Source organism: Enterococcus sp. AMC1086 (assembly GCF_058216575.1).
The window spans coordinates 3,234,351-3,251,437 of sequence record NZ_CM177100.1 but is presented as its reverse complement, the minus strand read 5'-3'; the positions used below and the strand labels follow the sequence as shown (position 1 = coordinate 3,251,437).

Here is a 17,087-nt window from a genome sequence, read left to right as displayed (position 1 = left end):
GGAGAGAAGAGCAAATTGAAAAATAAACTAAAAAAATACATTCCTATTATTTCGATTATTCTCGGCAGTATATTGTTCTTATCTATTCTTTCTTATATTGGGTTTAAAAGTGATAATATCCAACAAAACTCTAATGAAAAGGTAACAAAAATGCAGTATGTATTGGTAAATGAAGATAGAGGAACACTTTTTGATGGGAAAAAATACTCTTTAGGAACGGACTTTGTCACATTGATCAATCAAGATACTGCTAACCGTTGGGAGACCACTACCAGAGATATTGCTAGCCGTGGAGTTGCAGATGGACAGTTTGATGCACAGATCATTATTCCGCAGGATTTCTCTGAACGATTGCTTTCTTTGCAAAGTATAAATCCTGAAAAGGCTTTAGTAGAGTATCAAGTAAGAGAAGGTCAAAATGAGATAACCAATCAGGCGATTCAGGTAAAAGTGAATGGTATTTTAAAAGATTTCAATCAAAGAATTGTACAAATGTATTTTTCAAGTATTGTAGGAAATCTGTCAGAAGCCCAACAAAACGTCAATCAAATTGTTGGATTGGAAACAGATCACAAAAATAATTTGGAGAAAACAATTTACTTACCATTTAAAGAAGTACCAACTAATTTCTCAAATGTTATTGATACGGCAAGTATCTTTGATGAAGACAATAAAATGTTTACATCGGAACAAAAAGCATTTGTTGAGTCAGTGAAGCAGTTGATGGAAAGTAACAATACTGGTTTGGAAGCAAATAGCCAATCAACAGAGGAAGTACAGAAATCTGTGGATGATTATGCAGATGAAGCAAATGAAAAATTGGAAACATCTATTAAACAGTTTAATGAGCAATTTGAGCTACAAAAAGAACAATTAGAAAATCAATGGCAAAACGATTTGAAGGGATACAAAGCTCAATATGATGATTTTGATGATAGTATAAAAAATCAATTGGGACTGTTTCTTACAAAAGGGTCTGAAGAATCTAAGGATACTGGTGTTTACGCGAATTTTTTAACGAATGCTTATGCGTTTAAAGATACGCAAACTAAGAGAATTGAAGAGCTAACAAGTGAAATAAAAGAATTGGAAAAACAAGTAACGGAATTAACAGTTTTAAAAGAAGATGTTGCTGAAAAGTACTACAACGATAGAGGTGCTAATCCAGAAACTGCGATAGAAGATCAAGTGAAATTAGCTATTTCAAAGTTAATCTCACCTGTGGATAAAGAATCAGAAATTAAGGAAGACGGGGAATATTTAACCGCTGTAAAGAACGAACTTATGCAATTACAGAATCTTGCTCTTCCATCAAGTGCTGATTTTCCTATTCTTTTAAATACGCTTTTAAATAAAGGGTTACTGACACGAGCGGCAAGTGATAAATTAAATGCTTCATACAATATTATTACACATTACGAACCAACTCTGACTGGTAATGGGAATCAATTCAATATACTCACGACAACACCAAAAGAAGATCTTTCATCTGTATTCACTGTAACGAATACAGTAGGAGTAAATTTGAATCCTGGAACCAACCAATATTTACAATTCTCACATACTTTTGGTTCTGAGAGCAGTGGTATAGTTGAAGTCATTAATTTGGAAATGATTAGAGCAAATTTAGAAAGAAATATCATTGCAAATTTAACTGGTTCAAGCTATACAGCAACTGTTTCTATTAATGGAACACAACTAAACATAGCTATTATACTTAAGGACACCGAGAGTAGCGCACCGCCAAAAGCGCCTACACAATCTCAGATGTCTTACACATTTGATTCTGAAATAAAATGGACTTATCCAAATGACTACAGTAACAATGAGTATGTTCAATGTAATTACTCTTGGAGTTTAAATCGTTCAAGAACATCTGGGCAATTAGCTGCTTATATAGATAAAGATCAGCCTCTAAAGCAAGATTTACCTGAACTTTTTAACCTATTCACAACTCTGACTTCAGCTGCTGATAAATTGACAACAATCTATGCTGACCCGACTCAACAAGATATCATTAGTTTTGCTGGCTATGTCACAAGTAATCCAGATAAATCATTCAAGGAGTTAGCTACACCTAATTCTGTTTATTGGTTGTATGATAATATTACGGATACTAAAAAAGTTTCACAAATTTCGGAGTCACTTTATAAAAATTATAGTGCAAACGGAGATAGCCTATATAACGATATTGTAGCGCAAATCGACAAATTAAACGCCACAATCGGAACAAGCACCGATAAAAATGAAGGCGAAGCCATGACGTTATATGGGACGTTAAATCTAATGACTATTCCAGATATGATGTTACAAGAAGCCTCTATATTAGGAGATTGGTTCGAGAAAGCAAATCAAGAAATTGATGGGACTTATAATTCATGGACAGAAACAGAACGAGTAGCACCAGAATCTGTTATCACGGAGACAAATGCACATCCTGATAAGAATGATACGGCTGCAATTAACTCTACTACGGAAAACTTGGTGAAAAGTATTCAGACATTAGCAAGTAGTTCAAGAGAAACGGCTAAAGCAACAGAAGAATCCGCAGCACAGGTCAAAGACGTTGCACCGATTATTCAAACCTTGAAAGAATCGACAAACAAAGTACAAACAAATGCAAATGACATTTTAACGAACTTAGATAAAACTGTTACTAAAGTGGATGAAAAAACAAATGACAATGCGAAGTATGCAGAAACATTTGATAAAGTTCTTTCTAATACAAGAAATGGCGGTTCGGATAATTCAACGGTCTTTAACTTCCTTTCAAATCCAATTCAGGAAAAAGGCGATTTTGGTAAAACCAGACAAAATTCTTTGATTCCATATTATGCAACGATCATCGCTGCATTTATTATTATTTTGGTCGCAACAGCGATGCAAAAATACATGAAACGAAGAAAAGTGTCTAAAACTGACTTGCTGATGAATCCATCAAGAGCTTGGTACAATACGTCAAATGTGCTCGTGATACTACTGAGCAGTGTTGCTTTGTCGATTGCATTTGCTCTTAATTTGAGTCTAGTTGTTGGGATGAATGCGAAAATTGCTTGGTTTAGTTACGCCTTTTTAGTTTTACTTGCAGGACTACTGCTGACACTTGGTTGTATGAGACAATTCAGATTACTGACACTTTATCTTAGCGGTGCAATCTTAGGACTATTCTTCATGCTGACACCGCTATTGGGAGTAGCCACTAAAACAGGTACATTCGCCAACATATTGTATCGAATATCACCATTACAAAATATTCAAAACGGCTTCACTGCATTGCTAAATGGAGGCAGCATCGGCTGGGTAAGTTATCTGTTTCTTGTAATCCTAGCAGTTAGCGGTATTCTATTGAATTTCTGGGTGAAACCAGAAGACAAAAAAGTGAAAGCATGATCTTTTCTATTATTTGCAAGGGAGAAAAACGATGCAACATAGAGTGAAAATTGATTTTAAAACGAGTTTAAAGGGATTGCTTCTTCCTGTCCTGTTCATTTTCTTACAAAGTGTTCCTGTTCATGCAGATACTGGGGACTTAAAAATAAATAACCATGTAATCTACGATAAAAATGAAGGTAGTCAGAGTAATTCTGCTACCTTTACGATTAATCAATTATTTATGAAAGATATGTCTGAGCAGGATAAACAATTAGACGAAGAAAAAATGAAGCAAATTACAAATGCGCAAAAAGAAGTTTTTATGAAAGAAACACCGGCTCAACGTACAGTTAGCCAACAAATAACACCCCATCTTTTCTCAAGCGGATATGTCTTGAATGATCGTTTAGATTCTGGAGATTCAGGGTTAAAGCAAGGAAATAACATTGGATTTATTGTATTTTGTGTAGTCGGTGGACTCCTTGTTATAGGTCTCGGAATTTTATTAGGTCGAGCATTTCCTGCATGGGTAAAAAAAGGATAGGAAGGTAGAATTTTATGAGGAAAGATACATCTATTGGTATTGGGTTACATGTAGGTAAACAAATTATTGATTTACAGATTCCTATAAAAGTTTCTGGAAATCGTTTAAAAGAACTATTGAGAGAATCACTAGAATTATTGAACATCTCTTTACCAGATACATTTGAGTTAGAGATATTGAATAAAGCAATTAAGTTAAACGGAGAAGTTCTTCTAGCAAACTATGCACTAGGTGATGGGGATCAATTAATTGTTAGAGAAACGATGAAAAAGTAAAGGGGCCTAAAACGTGAGTGAAGTAAAAGATATATCAGAAAAAATAGATATCCAAGTTCAAAAAGACAAGGTACTAGTCACATTACAAGCGAATCAATACCGCTTAGCAGAGCTGGATCAATTTCAAGCCGTTCTCCAAAAAAGAGACGCATTATTAGCTGGAGAACTGTTGGAGGCAACAGAAGAGAAATTAGTCTTATCTTATGATAAAGATAATTATGCCGTATCGATCGAAGAAGCGGTAAGAAAAATGTCATCATTTAATCGACTGCTCTTAGCGCAAAAAATTCGTTTCATTGAGCCTTTTATCCATTCAACGATTCAACCATTTATCCACCCGAGAAATATTTTTCTTTTTGGAGAAGAGTTATCGATTGCACATAGAGGATTTATGAATCTAGTTGTACCACATGTAACAAATGAAGAAGACTTTTTAAAACAATATCGTGCACTGATTCTATTTATTCTTCATCCAAAATTAGATTATGAACGGTTGATCGAAGGCGCTGGAACATTGCAAGATCCTCTGTCTAAAAATATTCAAGCCGCACTTTCACCAGAAGAAATCGATCAAATGATTAGTGAACAAGTCGTTATCCAAAAAATGAAACAAGAGAAGCAAAATCAACTTGTAAACAAAAAAAGCTATACGCTGTTTAAATGGGGCAGTCTTGTATTGTTGGTTGCAACGCTTATTTTAGGTTTCTTTGTGGGAAATTATGCACTGAAAGAAGTTCCTACGCAAGAAAGAATCATTACAGCAGAAGCAAATTACATTGCTAATGATTATTCAGGCGTATTAAGCACGCTGAAAGAAGATACACCAGAGAATCTACCTAAAAGTGCACAATATGTCTATGCAGTAAGCTCGATACAACTGGATAATTTATCCAATGAGCAAAAAGAGATGATTTTAAATAATATTTCACAAAAATCAAATGAAAATACACTTTTATATTGGATCTATATCGGAAAAGGCGCGTTCGAAAAAGCTCTTGATATTGCGCAAAACGTAGGAGATAATCAATTTATTTTACATGCTTATACAAAACTGTATGACGCAACAAAATTAGATACAAAAATGAATGGTGAAAAGAAACAAGAGCTATTAACGAAATACGAAGAAGCCATTGCTAAATATATGAAACTATTAGGAGGAGCAACCGATGATTCTGAAAACGAATAAAACAGAAGATGAGTCAATTGTTCCTATCGATGATCAAATGCAGCCAGCTGCGGATGTTCTTTTTGATGTTTTCTATTTTGGCGATGTCTTTTCTCATCATCAGTTGACAACAGCAAAACAAGAACGAATGATCGACGGACATTCAGTGTCTTATGATGGACAGAAGATTTTATTTGATAACAAACCGTTTGAAAAAAATAATCCTCAATTTATTATTGTAAAACCAACCGAGTATCAAACGATTGCTACAAGTAAACCTAAAAAAGATTTTACGATCTCTTCTACGGCTTCCTCCGCAATTAGTTTACCAACTGCAGCATTTGTTTTAGTTACAGTTGAGGCAAAAACGACTAATTATACTGTTGATATTTACGCAAATGAAGAAACGATTTATTTCAACGGACAACGAATTGCTAAAGGAAAATTTGACTTTGGTACTGGCGATCAGCTAGTGATTGATAAACTGATTATAGAAGTACGAGAAAATCAGCTGAAGCTCACAAATTTAGGTACTGACTTTAAATTAAATCCATTTGAAATCATTGAACAAAGCTACCAACCTGAATACCCATCAGAATTTCCATTATTCAGACGAAGCCCACGCATCCATCTAAAAGAACCGAAGATGGATGTAGAAGTAATGACACCGACACCGAAAGAAAAAGAAGGAAAAAATGAACTCTTAAGAACGTTGGTTCCTCCTTTAGGAATGGTGGTTTTAAGTGGTGCTACAAGCTTTTTAAGTGGCGGAAATCCGATCATGATGCTGAGTATGGGGGGCGCTAGTTTATTAACGGCAGGTTTTTCTGTTTCCAGTTATTTTACCAATAAGAAAGAAACCAAAGAGAAAAATGAACGTAGTGAAGGCTCTTATAGACAATACCTGATTCAGAAAAAAGGGGATATTTCTCTTTTACAACAAGAACAAGAGCATGCTCTGACGTATATGTATCCTTCAATGAATGATCTTGCCTTGATGGCCAAAGACTACCAAGCACGGATCTATGAGCGCATGACAACCAACGAAGATTTCTTAAAAATCCATGTTGGAACTGGCGAAATCAAATCAAGTTTTTCTGTAAAATATCAAGCGAATGAAGAAAGCGAATTGAGTTCGTTAGCGGAGAAACAGCTTGTTTGGCCGTATCAACAATTAGAAGCGGCACCGATCGTGATTCCTTTAATGGATCAAACGGTTGGGCTAGCCGGGAATTATCCAGTATTACGAACAGCGATTCAAACGCTCTTATTCCAAATTTCAATGCTGCATTCGTATCGAGATGTTGAATTTGTAACGCTGGTTCCTGAAAATGATTATGATGCTAATTGGCATGCGTGGCGTTGGCTGCCTCATTTGAAGATTCGTAGTTTGAATCTAAGAGGAATCATCCACAATGCCCAAACACGGGATATGGTGCTTAACTCGTTTTACCAAATTTTAACGAAAAGAAGACAAGAACTGAAAGAAAATAGCAATGAAAAGATTCGATTCCAGCCGCATTATGTATTCTCTATTTTAGAAGAGAGCTGGTTATCTGGACATGGGCTAAATGAATTTTTAGCAGAAGACATGAGTCCCTATGGTGTGACGGTGATTTGGGGGAAAGATGCCTTACCGATGTTGCCTGAGACAACGACGACGTTGATTGATTACCAAAGCAGTGAAGCGGCGATCTTGATTAACCAAAATAATGAATATGTGAATCAAGCGTTTGTACCGACTCATTTACCAACGGCTTATCCAATTGAAGAAGCGTTGCAGAGATTGGCGAATTTACATCATGTTGAAGTGGAGAAAAATGCTGTTCCTGAAAGTTTAGATTTATTAGAGCAATATGAAGTGAAAAGAATCGAAGAATTACAGATTAACAACCGTTGGTTAGAGGCAGAACCAAACAAATCTATTCGCTCATTGATTGGTTGGAGAGGAAAATCTGATTATGTGTATTGGGATCTACATGAACGAGCACATGGACCACATGCATTAGTTGGAGGAACAACTGGTTCAGGGAAATCTGAATTTTTAACAACTTATTTAATTGGTTTAGCAATCAATTTTTCACCAGAAGATATTGGAATGCTGATTATTGACTGGAAAGGTGGCGGAATTGCCAATACCTTAGATAAATTACCTCATTTTATGGGAGCAATCACAAATTTAGATGGCGCAGGAACTGCCAGAGCTTTAGCGAGTATCAAGGCAGAATTAAATAAGAGACAAAGAGAGTTTGCCAAATATGGTGTGAACAACATCAATGGTTACATGAGTTTATACAAACAAAGACATACTCCAAAAGAAGATATCATTTATCCTGAAAAACCATTACCACATCTAATCCTAGTTTCAGATGAATTTGCAGAGTTAAAGGCTAATGTTCCAGAATTTTTAGATGAATTAACGTCTGTTGCCCGAATTGGTCGTTCGTTAGGTGTACATTTAATCTTAGCTACACAGAAGCCATCAGGTGTGGTTAATGATCAAATTGAAGCAAACAGTACTAGTAAAATTGCGCTGAAAATGGCTAGTGTTCAAGATTCTAATGAGCTTCTAAAAACACCAGATGCGGCACAAATTACTAATCCTGGTCGAGGGTATCTTAAGGTTGGAGAAAATGAAGTATATGAACTTTTCCAAAGTGGTTACGCAGGTGTTCTTTATGATCCTGATAAGACTATGGAAGAAGTTGTAGATGAACGTATTTTTAAAATTAATGATTTAGGTCAAACAGAACTACTTTATGATCCAGACGAGAATATCGTACAAGGAAAAGATACGAGTGATTTGCCAACACAATTAGAAGCGGTGATTGAAACAATAGGACAAATTTTTGAACAATCAGAGTTCACAATTCCTGATAAACCGTGGTTACCTAATCTTAGTGAACAAATAACAACACCGACTATCGAAGAAGCGAAACAAAGAAATGTAACTATTCCGCTAGGCTTGTTGGATATTCCATCTGAACAAGCACAGAAGGTTTATCATTACAATTTAGAAAAAGCAAGTCATACTGCTATTTTTTCAAGTCCTGGTTATGGTAAATCGACACTTTTACAAACATTAACTATGAATTTAGCACGTCAAAATACACCAGAACAAGTTCAATTTAATCTACTGGATTTTGGGAATAATGGATTGTTACCATTAAAAGATTTACCTCATGTAGCAGATATCGTCACGCTAGAAGAGGATGAAAAATTACAAAAAATGCTAGATAGAATCTCTGACTTGCTTGCTGAACGAAAAGGTTCATTTAAAAAGAATGGTGTTGCAAGTATTGTACAGTACGAAGTAAAAACTCAATCGAAGTTACCGATTGTTATTAATATCTTAGATGGGTATGATGGATTGAGTGTAGAGGACAATCGGAAAGATAAGATTGATGAAGTATTACTTCAACTATTAAGAGATGGTGCAAGCTTAGGAGTCTATTTAATTATGACGGCAAGTCGCTCTGGTAGTATTCGTATGAATATGATGAGTAACATTGCAACTAAAATTGCGTTATACTTAAATGATGAAACTGAACTAAGTACATTATTGGGTAGAGAGACTCTTGCTGCTCAGGCAATTAATGGACGAGGACAAGTGATGCTTGATACGCCAACATCAGTGCAATTCTATCTTCCGATTGAAGGAGAGAATAGTTCTGATGTATTAGAAAATCTGGAAAAAGAAGTGACTCGTATGGATCAAGACTGGACAGGTGAACGTCCAGAGAAGATACCGATGGTTCCAGAAGAATTAACCATTCAAAATTTTGTTTCATTCGTAAAAGAAAGAGAAAACAATAATCTGTATCTGGGATTAAATAAATTATCTTCATTAGTAGAAAAATTTCCGATATTCCAAGGAAAGAGTTTAGGAATATTTACCTCATCGAATAAACAATTTAGATTAATGATGCCTTGGATTATGCAACAAATCAATGAGTGGAAAGAAGAAAATGATATCATTTTAATTGATGCAGCAGGAACATTGGAAGAAAAAGCAACATATGTGTCGACATATATTGATCGAATGAAGGTTACCCAACAAAACTATGAATTAAAAGAATCTTTAGAAGCGATGTTGTTAAATGATTCAAGTCAAAGAATCGTAATAATCAATGGCATTGCAGAATTAGTAGACAAACTTTTCTTAAATCCAGAAGAAGTCGCTTTTCTTTTAAATGGTGGGAATGATCACTTGCAACTTGTATTTATAGATAGCTTAACAAAAGTTGGAAATACGTATGGTGGATTGACGAATATGGTGAAAGAAAGTGTGTATCAAATCCTATTTGGCGGTAGTTTACAAAATCAATTATTCATAGAGAATTTACCGTACACACAAAAAAATGTTGTTGTTCCTCGCAATGTACTTCATAGTTTGAAGGATGATCTATTCGAAGATATTGTTATACCGATGGAGGTAGGAGAATGAGAGAAGAAATGAGCACGCCCTTTTTGCCTCTAGGGAGTATTTTACGATTAGAAGAACCTGAAAATGACCAAATACTTTATGTAGTAGTTGCTCGAGCCATTGCAAAAAATGAAATGGACGCAATTTTTTCAAGATATAAAGTTGCGCCCCACCCATTTGGGGATGTACCAAGCCAAGAAGTATTCACGATCAGTGCTGATCAAATTGCTGAGGTTATTTTTGAAGGTTATTCAGATCAAAATGATCAAGAATTTTTAGAGGATTTGTTAGTAAAAATGGCTAACGGTCCTATAGTTGTTCCAGAAGCACCCGAGCCAGAAGTGATTCAAGAACCTGAACCGATTTTAGATGAAGCAGAACAATTACAAGAAGATCCATTTTATAAATTTAGAGAGTAAGGAGAGAGAGTATGGGGAAGATCGCATCAAATGAAGGAGCGGCTCAAAATGCAGTTGCTGGAATTAGCAAAGTTTCTGTTAAAAGTGGAAAGACCTGTTCTTTGGGAAGAAGTAACATTTCTAGTATGAAGCAGGGAGCTAAAGTAAGTAATCAGATTTTATCCGATTTATCGAAATTAGTTAGTTGTGTAAATGAACAAGCCAATAAATTCCCTAAACTTGCGGCAGTTATTGCTTCTCGTGATAGTCAAACGAGATTTAAGTAGGGAGGAAAACGTATGGCACAAGATAAAAATGAGAAGTTAAGATCGGAGTATACGCAAAAAATTGTTGAGAAAGAACGTCAAATTGACGATTTGAATAGTGAAAAACGACAGATTCAAGAAGTATTTGAGTCATTAGAGACGGAACTAACTCGAAATTTCCGACAACTACAAGAATTAAATGATGAATTAATAAAAGAAGGGAGTTCTTCTGCTCGATGGGAGCAAGAAGAACTTCATGGAAAAAAGAAGCATTTCGGACAATTTTTCAAGGAGCAAAAGCAAGAATTAGCAGAAATGTATACAAAATCAGCTGAAGAACTAAATGAAGAACGCTCAGAAATCCAGAAAGAAAGGAATGAATTAACATGGGATTAGTCTATTCAAGCGGAGACTCTTCAAAATTGATGAGTGCCATGTCGAGCAATTTATCGACGGCAAAAAGCACCGTGAGTGACTTACGTTCAGGAAGTCAGCGCTTAACTGCAGCCGTGGATGGACGTACCTTGTCCGGTGCGGCATATAATGCGGGAAAAGGATTATTTTCAGAATTAATCCTTCCAACGATAAGTCGTGTTACCACATCAATGGACGGTATACAAAATGATTTAGTAAAATATACAGGAGCGAATGCAGCAATCTCAAGTGAAGGTTTTCTGGATGAAGATAAGTTGAATATGCAGATGCAACTTTTGAAAGCATCCAAAGCTGCTCTAGCAGCTTCAGCAAATACCGCTGGAAATCTAGCGGCAGGGAATCCAGTGCCAGGATTGAAAGATATGTTAAAGCATGCGCAAAATCGATTGAACCGCATGGCAAATAGCATGCAAGATGATATCGACAAGGTACAGAAAAAAATTAAGAAGTTACATGATTTTTCGAGTCAGACGAATGGACTTTTTAGTAATAGCTTAAATGAGTTAAGTATTGCGATGCAAGGTGTGCTTGTATTGAGTGGAACAGTTGTTAATAGTGACGGTTCTTATTCATTGCCAAAAGGAACGGATAAAAGTTGGTTTACTAAAATACAATCTGAAAAAGCGAAAAGTGAACTTGATAAACAATACGATGAAGTAAAAGAGTGGAACAAACTATACAAAGAATTTATCAAAACAGGAGATAAGTCGTTTAAAAGTGTTTGGTACGGTGCGCGTGTAAGTCGATTATCAGATGGAACCTTGATTGTAACGACTGTCACTGGTATGTCGAAGCGATTGGATGAATTTACAGGATTTAGTAAATTTGTTAAACAGCATAAAAATTTTAATCGGATATCTTCTGGTGGGAAGTTAACGAAAGATGGTTTGAAAATACTAGAAGAAGCGAAAATTCGTGATGCTGGAATGTTAACAAAAGGAACATCAGGACGCTTTGGTGATATAGCTAAAGCTACATGGGGCGCAATTAAATCTGATGTATTATCTGCAGTAAAAAAACCAATATCATTTGGTTTAAACACGATAGTAAAAGATGCAAAAAACTTGAAAACAGCTAAAGGATTTGGAAGAGTTATTCCTGGCTTGAATATTGTTTCAGGTGTTATTGATGTTGGTACAGGAATTAAAGATAGTTATGATTTAGCAAAAGAGGATGGTCTAAAAGGAGGTCAAGTTATTGCAAGTCAAGTAGGTGGTGTTGTTGTTGATGTTGCTAAAGTAGCTGTGACAACAACTGCGGCTACAGTTGCAGCGACCGCTGGTGCTGCGGCTGCCACTGCCGCATTAGGCGCATCTGCACCTGTTTTGGCTGTAGCTGCAGGTGCAGTAGCTGTAAGCTACGTTGCGGTTAAGGGTGTGGAATTCATTGATAAAAAACTTGGTATAACTAAAGGATTAAAAAAAGGTGTGAATGGAATAATTAAAGGAGTAGGAGGGTGGTTCAAATAAATAAAGTAGCACCATTCCAATTGAAAAATTTTGATACAATGATAAAAACTTACGGAACATTTTTTTTAGTAGGTTTATTTCTACAAATATTTCCAGTGTTAGCTATTCAAAAGAAAAGACTTATATTCTTTGCAATATTTTTTTTGACTCTAATGCTAATGGCTTTAATTGGAAAAATTTTTTTCAAAAAGAAAAAAAATGAAGTGATTGGGTTATGGTTATTATTTATAACAATGATACTAGCCAATTTTGGAATTCTTTTAGTTCCATTTATTGGGTATGCTGAACAAACGATAGGAGAGTTACTATATTATTATATGCTAACAATCTTGGTAACCCTTCTTTTTATGGTATATGTTCATCTAGTTTATAGATATGGTCGTAAGAGGTTGTCAGATAAAGTAATAGGTATCATGGTAGGAGTTCCCTTTGTCTTGGTAATGATATTCTCTATATTTATGATAGAAAAATATGGAAATTTTTCAGTAGGATTAATTGGTATAGGAATGCTATTTTTATCTGGAACATTGAAACAATACCCAAGAATAGGTGCATATTTTGAACAGAAAAATATGAACAGATATGGAAACTCATTAGACATAGTGAATAAGAAAAAAGAAGGAGAAAAAAAATGAATGAGCAACGATTTACGATGATGAATTTAGCTTCAAGAGAGATGGTCGGAAACATTCAAGATATTATTGAAATTGTGAGCACGGTCGAATTAAATAATTATGGTGAGGGGCGGTTTCAAAATGGCCCTACGATGGTAGAATTCAAACCAACCGAAATAGAGAATGAGGAACAAACATTTAAAGTGTATCTACCAATAAACGAAGAAGTTTCAGGTGAAGGAAACGATGGCGTAAATTGGAAATGGATACCCGAGTTAGACATTAAAAAGGTATTAAGAAGTCGTGTTCCTTTTGATGAAGGCATCGAAACTAAATTGGAAGAGATGAAAAGCTATTTACAAGAAAACTCTATTCCATATGAAGACCGTCTCATACTATTGTTCTCTAAGATTTATGAAGAATACTGGGTAGATTTGGTGATTCCGTATGTTTAACAAAAGAAAAGAAAAAAAAGAAATCAGAGTGGGATTTAATCAAACTATTCATTTTGAAAATGTAGTAAGCCGATATTATCAAGTAGATTTAAAAGATTTTGCTAAGGTATTTGAAGACTTTATAACGACTGTTGTACAGAGTGGTTACACGCCAACGAGTAATTTTTTCTACGCTATTAATTCTGATTTAGAAGATCCTATAGATATGCTTTTGCAAGTGTTTATCCCTGTAGAAGAAGAAAAATCGTACGAGTTGCCCGAAGAGTATCGATACCAGTCCTACTATGAAATTATCAATATGCTAGGTGTAAGAGTGGAAGGGGACAGTGAAGATCAATTTTCAGAAGGCATAAGAATGCTAGTTGAGCAAATTGTAGATATGGATGCTGAATTGGCAAGTCCACCATTTTACTTTGTAAATCAAATAGACGGTAAAACATTTACAGATATTTTAATAAAAATATCTGAATAGAATGTGTAGTCCATAAATTTGTAGAGATAGGTTAGATAATGTAATCAAAGAACGCCTATTTAAATTAGTACAGGTATGAAAAAGTAGAAATCAAATAAAAATACTGTTAGTTAGACTACTTATTTCTTAGAATTAACAAGATATAGGTAGTCTAATTTTTGTTAAAATATTAAAGGACTGTTTGCCCTGTATGTATTTTGAATTCAAAGATTTCTATGATGAAAATTCTGATGTTGGAATTAGTATTGATGTATATAGTTTTTTATTAACAGGAGCGGAAGTTAAAACTGTATAAATTTTCATTATTTTATACTACAAATGGTGGATTCGGAGGTTAATTTAGTGGAGAAAAATAAATCGCCAGAAGAGATGAACAAAGAATATTTTAAATCATTTGTAGCTACTAGAGGAAGTATTAGTTCGCTATACATATCCTGGGCGGGCTTAGTCATTACTTTTCTTTGTTTACCTATAACATGGAATGTTGCTATTTTAGGTTATGGAATAAATCCGCTACAAAGTAAGGTTAATATCTTTATTATATTTATAGCAATCTTTATGTTGTTAACATTTTTAACTGTTAGACTCAGGTTTACCAGAAAATTTTTGTTCCGACATCAAGGTTTTGCGAGCATTTGGTTAATATTTTTTTCAGTTTTACTTACGTCAGTTTTAATGTTTATATTTTATATGATAACGCAATGGGATAAACCAAACGAAATTTGGTATGAATCTGAGTTTTCAATTATTGTTCTGTTACTATTCGGATTAACATATCTAGGTTCTCTTTTTTATAATTTTTATTGGTAAAAAAAACAATTAAAAATTGGGTTTTCAGAGAAACGTACAACTGCTAACTATTTTGCACGAGCTAAGGTTTACGAGTCAAAATCACTATGGATAATCTTTGGTTTTTCAATGATAGGAGCCTTTTTAACAGGGAATTTAGCGAGAGTGTTTGGCTTGGTGTTTGGTATGTTTTTAGGCGCTGCTTTTTCTAGATTAACAATAGAGCTTGCCTACTCTGCATTTCTACTAAATACAGACAAAGAATATTGGGTCAATTATATTGATGAGCCAGAAAAACCATGGAAAGAAGTTCTAAAAAAACGTTTAAAAAAGACATCCACGTATGTGATTATGGGTGTTCTACTAATTGTTGCCATGGTAGAAATAGAAGATAGATACAAGGTGCCTAAAGGCCTGCAGATTACATTTTCATATGTTCTCATGGCGATCCTACTCTTTTTTGTGGTAGCTTTCATAATGTGGATTATAAAAAAAGTGAGGGATAAGCGCGATAGAAAATAAAAAAAGTCCAGAATCATTAAATAAAAAGTACTTTATTTTTTTAGCGAATACCAGAGGTTCAGTGGGAATGTTGCGTATCCAATCAATATGTTTATTCGTTCTATCAATTATAGGATTAATACCAGGAGTGGAAATCCATTCCTGGTATCACAACATAATAAGTACGCTATTATATGGAACGTTGAAATTTTATGTAGTTTATGCTATTTTACTGAACTTATCACTTTTTCTAGTTCCTCAAAAAAGTATATACAAGCATCAGATATTGACTTCTATATTACTATTTTTCACTTTATTAGCTGAATTAGTTATTTTGGTATCACTCTCATTTATGATTAGTAACGGAAAATCGACTGGCTATAAATCAAATATTGCTGATTTTAACGCAACCTATTCAACTATGTATTTGATTATAATTGGAGTAGTTGTTCTATTAACTACTTGTTATAATATTTTTTGGATCAAAAAGGAAATAAGTAGAGGTTTTTCTGAACAAAGAGCTGTTGCTAATTATGTTGCTTTTTCAAAAGTATTTAGCTCTAGTTCAATTTGGATTATTTTTGGAATAGTTAGCGTGGTTGGAATAATCTTTACGAATTCTTTATTTGTTTTAGGTCTCATACTTGGCTTGATTTTTGTACTAGTCTTTCCAAGACTGCTTGTAGAGATTGGCTACCTAATTCATTTGAAAATTGTGGATAAGGATTACTGGGAAGAAAATAGAGAACAAAAGTCCTTTTCCTTCAAAAAAAGGTTGCTTTCAATACTTAAAAAAAAATCAATATATGTTTTAATAGGTTTTTTTATAATAATATTTATGGTGCAAATAGATGAGAAATATAATCTATCTAGAACAACAAAAAATATATTCGGAGTTATTGTAAGTATAATTTTAATTGGATTTGCGGTTATTTTTATACAGTGGATGATAAAAAAAGTAAAGAATAAAAAACGGAGGAATGAAAAATGAAGCTAAAGACAAAACAACTTAGCTTAAATAATGTTATTGGATTCAATGCAATAATTGATTCTGATGAGGATATATTTGATCAGGTTGCCAAAATGGGTAAAGAGTTCAAAGAATTATTAATCCAAAATGGATACTATTCAGATGTACCTGTTATCTTTGAGTATAATCCGTTTGATAAAGGAAACGAGATAACTGTTTTTTCGGCTGTTGGTAATAAAATAAATATTATTGGTGAAAATAAGTCACAGTTCTTTTATAAAGAACATTTAGATTTTACTACAAATTATTTTTATCGTCATTATAACCAAGAAGAAGCCATACCTTATGATAAACTCAAGGAAAAGATTGAAGAGGATGGAGGTATTTTATTAACAATTTATCATGTTTTGCTTGATCTAGATGGCGATGTTGTTATTGATCTATATTGTGAGGTAGACAAACTATGAGGTTGTTACCAAAAGTTTTTACAGTAGAAAAAATCGGCTTTCAAAATGTTGTAAGTAAGCGGACCAAATTTTATTATTCTGAAATGGAAAAGCATTATCAAGATTTTGTCTCAGGTATTACTTCTGAAGGTTATAGTTTGAAAGGACCATATTTTTATAGTATTAATAATGTTCCAACAGATGAAATGATAGATATAGAAATGTTTTTTCCAATTATTGAAGATACCTTTGAGATCAAGGGGTATCAATTTTCTTCATATTTTGAAATCAATCAATTAGTAAAAACAATAATTGTTGGAGATTTTGATATTAAGACAGAACAAGCTTATGCGGAATTATTAGCAACTTTAGAAGAAAATAATTTAAATGTCGCAACACCGTTTTATCATGTGTTTCCTAAAAATGGAAGCGAATATGTTAACTTATATCTTGGTTATTATACAGATTCAAGCTGCTAATAGATAAATGG

17 protein-coding genes are annotated in these 17,087 nt (G+C 34.1%); all 17 read left to right on the top strand.

Annotated elements, in window-relative coordinates; translation table 11 throughout:
- Positions 1 to 15: 15 nt before the first annotated feature.
- The 17 genes from esaA to AC4BC4_RS15100 all read left to right on the top strand — a co-directional run bounded on the left by esaA (position 16) and on the right by AC4BC4_RS15100 (position 17,076).
- Positions 16 to 3,390 (top strand): type VII secretion protein EsaA, encoded by a 3,375-nt coding sequence (esaA, locus tag AC4BC4_RS15180; RefSeq protein WP_490476266.1) that lies wholly within the window; start codon positions 16 to 18, stop codon positions 3,388 to 3,390.
- Positions 3,391 to 3,421: 31 nt separating this feature from the next.
- The gene (locus AC4BC4_RS15175; protein WP_490476265.1) at positions 3,422 to 3,916 is read left to right on the top strand and encodes a hypothetical protein; all 495 of its coding nucleotides are present in this window, start codon (positions 3,422 to 3,424) and stop codon (positions 3,914 to 3,916) included.
- Between the two features lie 14 nt (positions 3,917 to 3,930).
- Entirely contained in the window at positions 3,931 to 4,191 is a 261-nt protein-coding gene (locus AC4BC4_RS15170) for a type VII secretion protein, YukD family (protein ID WP_438757879.1), read from the top strand.
- Positions 4,192 to 4,204: 13 nt separating this feature from the next.
- Positions 4,205 to 5,377, top strand: coding sequence for a type VII secretion protein EssB (gene essB, locus AC4BC4_RS15165; protein ID WP_430602925.1), 1,173 nt, complete (start codon positions 4,205 to 4,207; stop codon positions 5,375 to 5,377).
- On the top strand, positions 5,358 to 9,803 hold the full coding sequence (gene essC, locus AC4BC4_RS15160; RefSeq protein WP_490476264.1) for a type VII secretion protein EssC: 4,446 nt from the start codon (positions 5,358 to 5,360) through the stop codon (positions 9,801 to 9,803). The genes essB and essC overlap by 20 nt, the downstream gene beginning before the upstream one ends.
- Entirely contained in the window at positions 9,800 to 10,201 is a 402-nt protein-coding gene (locus AC4BC4_RS15155; RefSeq protein WP_010761881.1) for a DUF4176 domain-containing protein, read from the top strand. The genes essC and AC4BC4_RS15155 overlap by 4 nt, the downstream gene beginning before the upstream one ends.
- Before the next feature lie 11 nt (positions 10,202 to 10,212).
- Positions 10,213 to 10,467, top strand: coding sequence for a hypothetical protein (locus AC4BC4_RS15150; protein WP_010761880.1), 255 nt, complete (start codon positions 10,213 to 10,215; stop codon positions 10,465 to 10,467).
- Between the two features lie 12 nt (positions 10,468 to 10,479).
- A complete protein-coding gene (locus tag AC4BC4_RS15145) occupies positions 10,480 to 10,842 on the top strand; it encodes a hypothetical protein (protein ID WP_069654184.1) in 363 nt (120 codons plus the stop codon).
- A complete protein-coding gene (locus AC4BC4_RS15140) occupies positions 10,833 to 12,350 on the top strand; it encodes a T7SS effector LXG polymorphic toxin (protein WP_010761878.1) in 1,518 nt (505 codons plus the stop codon). Before AC4BC4_RS15145 ends, AC4BC4_RS15140 begins: the two co-directional genes overlap by 10 nt.
- Complete coding sequence (locus AC4BC4_RS15135; protein ID WP_010761877.1) at positions 12,338 to 12,985, top strand: hypothetical protein; 648 nt, start codon at positions 12,338 to 12,340, stop codon at positions 12,983 to 12,985. Before AC4BC4_RS15140 ends, AC4BC4_RS15135 begins: the two co-directional genes overlap by 13 nt.
- The gene (locus AC4BC4_RS15130; protein ID WP_010761876.1) at positions 12,982 to 13,419 is read left to right on the top strand and encodes a hypothetical protein; all 438 of its coding nucleotides are present in this window, start codon (positions 12,982 to 12,984) and stop codon (positions 13,417 to 13,419) included. The genes AC4BC4_RS15135 and AC4BC4_RS15130 overlap by 4 nt, the downstream gene beginning before the upstream one ends.
- Positions 13,412 to 13,891 carry a DUF5085 family protein gene (locus AC4BC4_RS15125; protein WP_010761875.1) on the top strand — a complete coding sequence of 160 codons (480 nt, stop codon included), beginning with the start codon at positions 13,412 to 13,414 and terminating at the stop codon, positions 13,889 to 13,891. The genes AC4BC4_RS15130 and AC4BC4_RS15125 overlap by 8 nt, the downstream gene beginning before the upstream one ends.
- 342 nt (positions 13,892 to 14,233) lie before the next feature.
- Positions 14,234 to 14,701, top strand: coding sequence for a hypothetical protein (locus tag AC4BC4_RS15120; protein ID WP_490476263.1), 468 nt, complete (start codon positions 14,234 to 14,236; stop codon positions 14,699 to 14,701).
- Between the two features lie 108 nt (positions 14,702 to 14,809).
- Complete coding sequence (locus AC4BC4_RS15115; protein ID WP_490476262.1) at positions 14,810 to 15,202, top strand: hypothetical protein; 393 nt, start codon at positions 14,810 to 14,812, stop codon at positions 15,200 to 15,202.
- Between the two features lie 67 nt (positions 15,203 to 15,269).
- A complete protein-coding gene (locus tag AC4BC4_RS15110; protein WP_490476261.1) occupies positions 15,270 to 16,172 on the top strand; it encodes a hypothetical protein in 903 nt (300 codons plus the stop codon).
- Positions 16,169 to 16,618, top strand: a complete 450-nt coding sequence (locus tag AC4BC4_RS15105; protein WP_490476260.1) for a hypothetical protein — start codon at positions 16,169 to 16,171, stop codon at positions 16,616 to 16,618. The genes AC4BC4_RS15110 and AC4BC4_RS15105 overlap by 4 nt, the downstream gene beginning before the upstream one ends.
- Positions 16,615 to 17,076, top strand: a complete 462-nt coding sequence (locus AC4BC4_RS15100) for a DUF5085 family protein (RefSeq protein ID WP_490476259.1) — start codon at positions 16,615 to 16,617, stop codon at positions 17,074 to 17,076. Before AC4BC4_RS15105 ends, AC4BC4_RS15100 begins: the two co-directional genes overlap by 4 nt.
- Positions 17,077 to 17,087 lie beyond the last annotated feature (11 nt).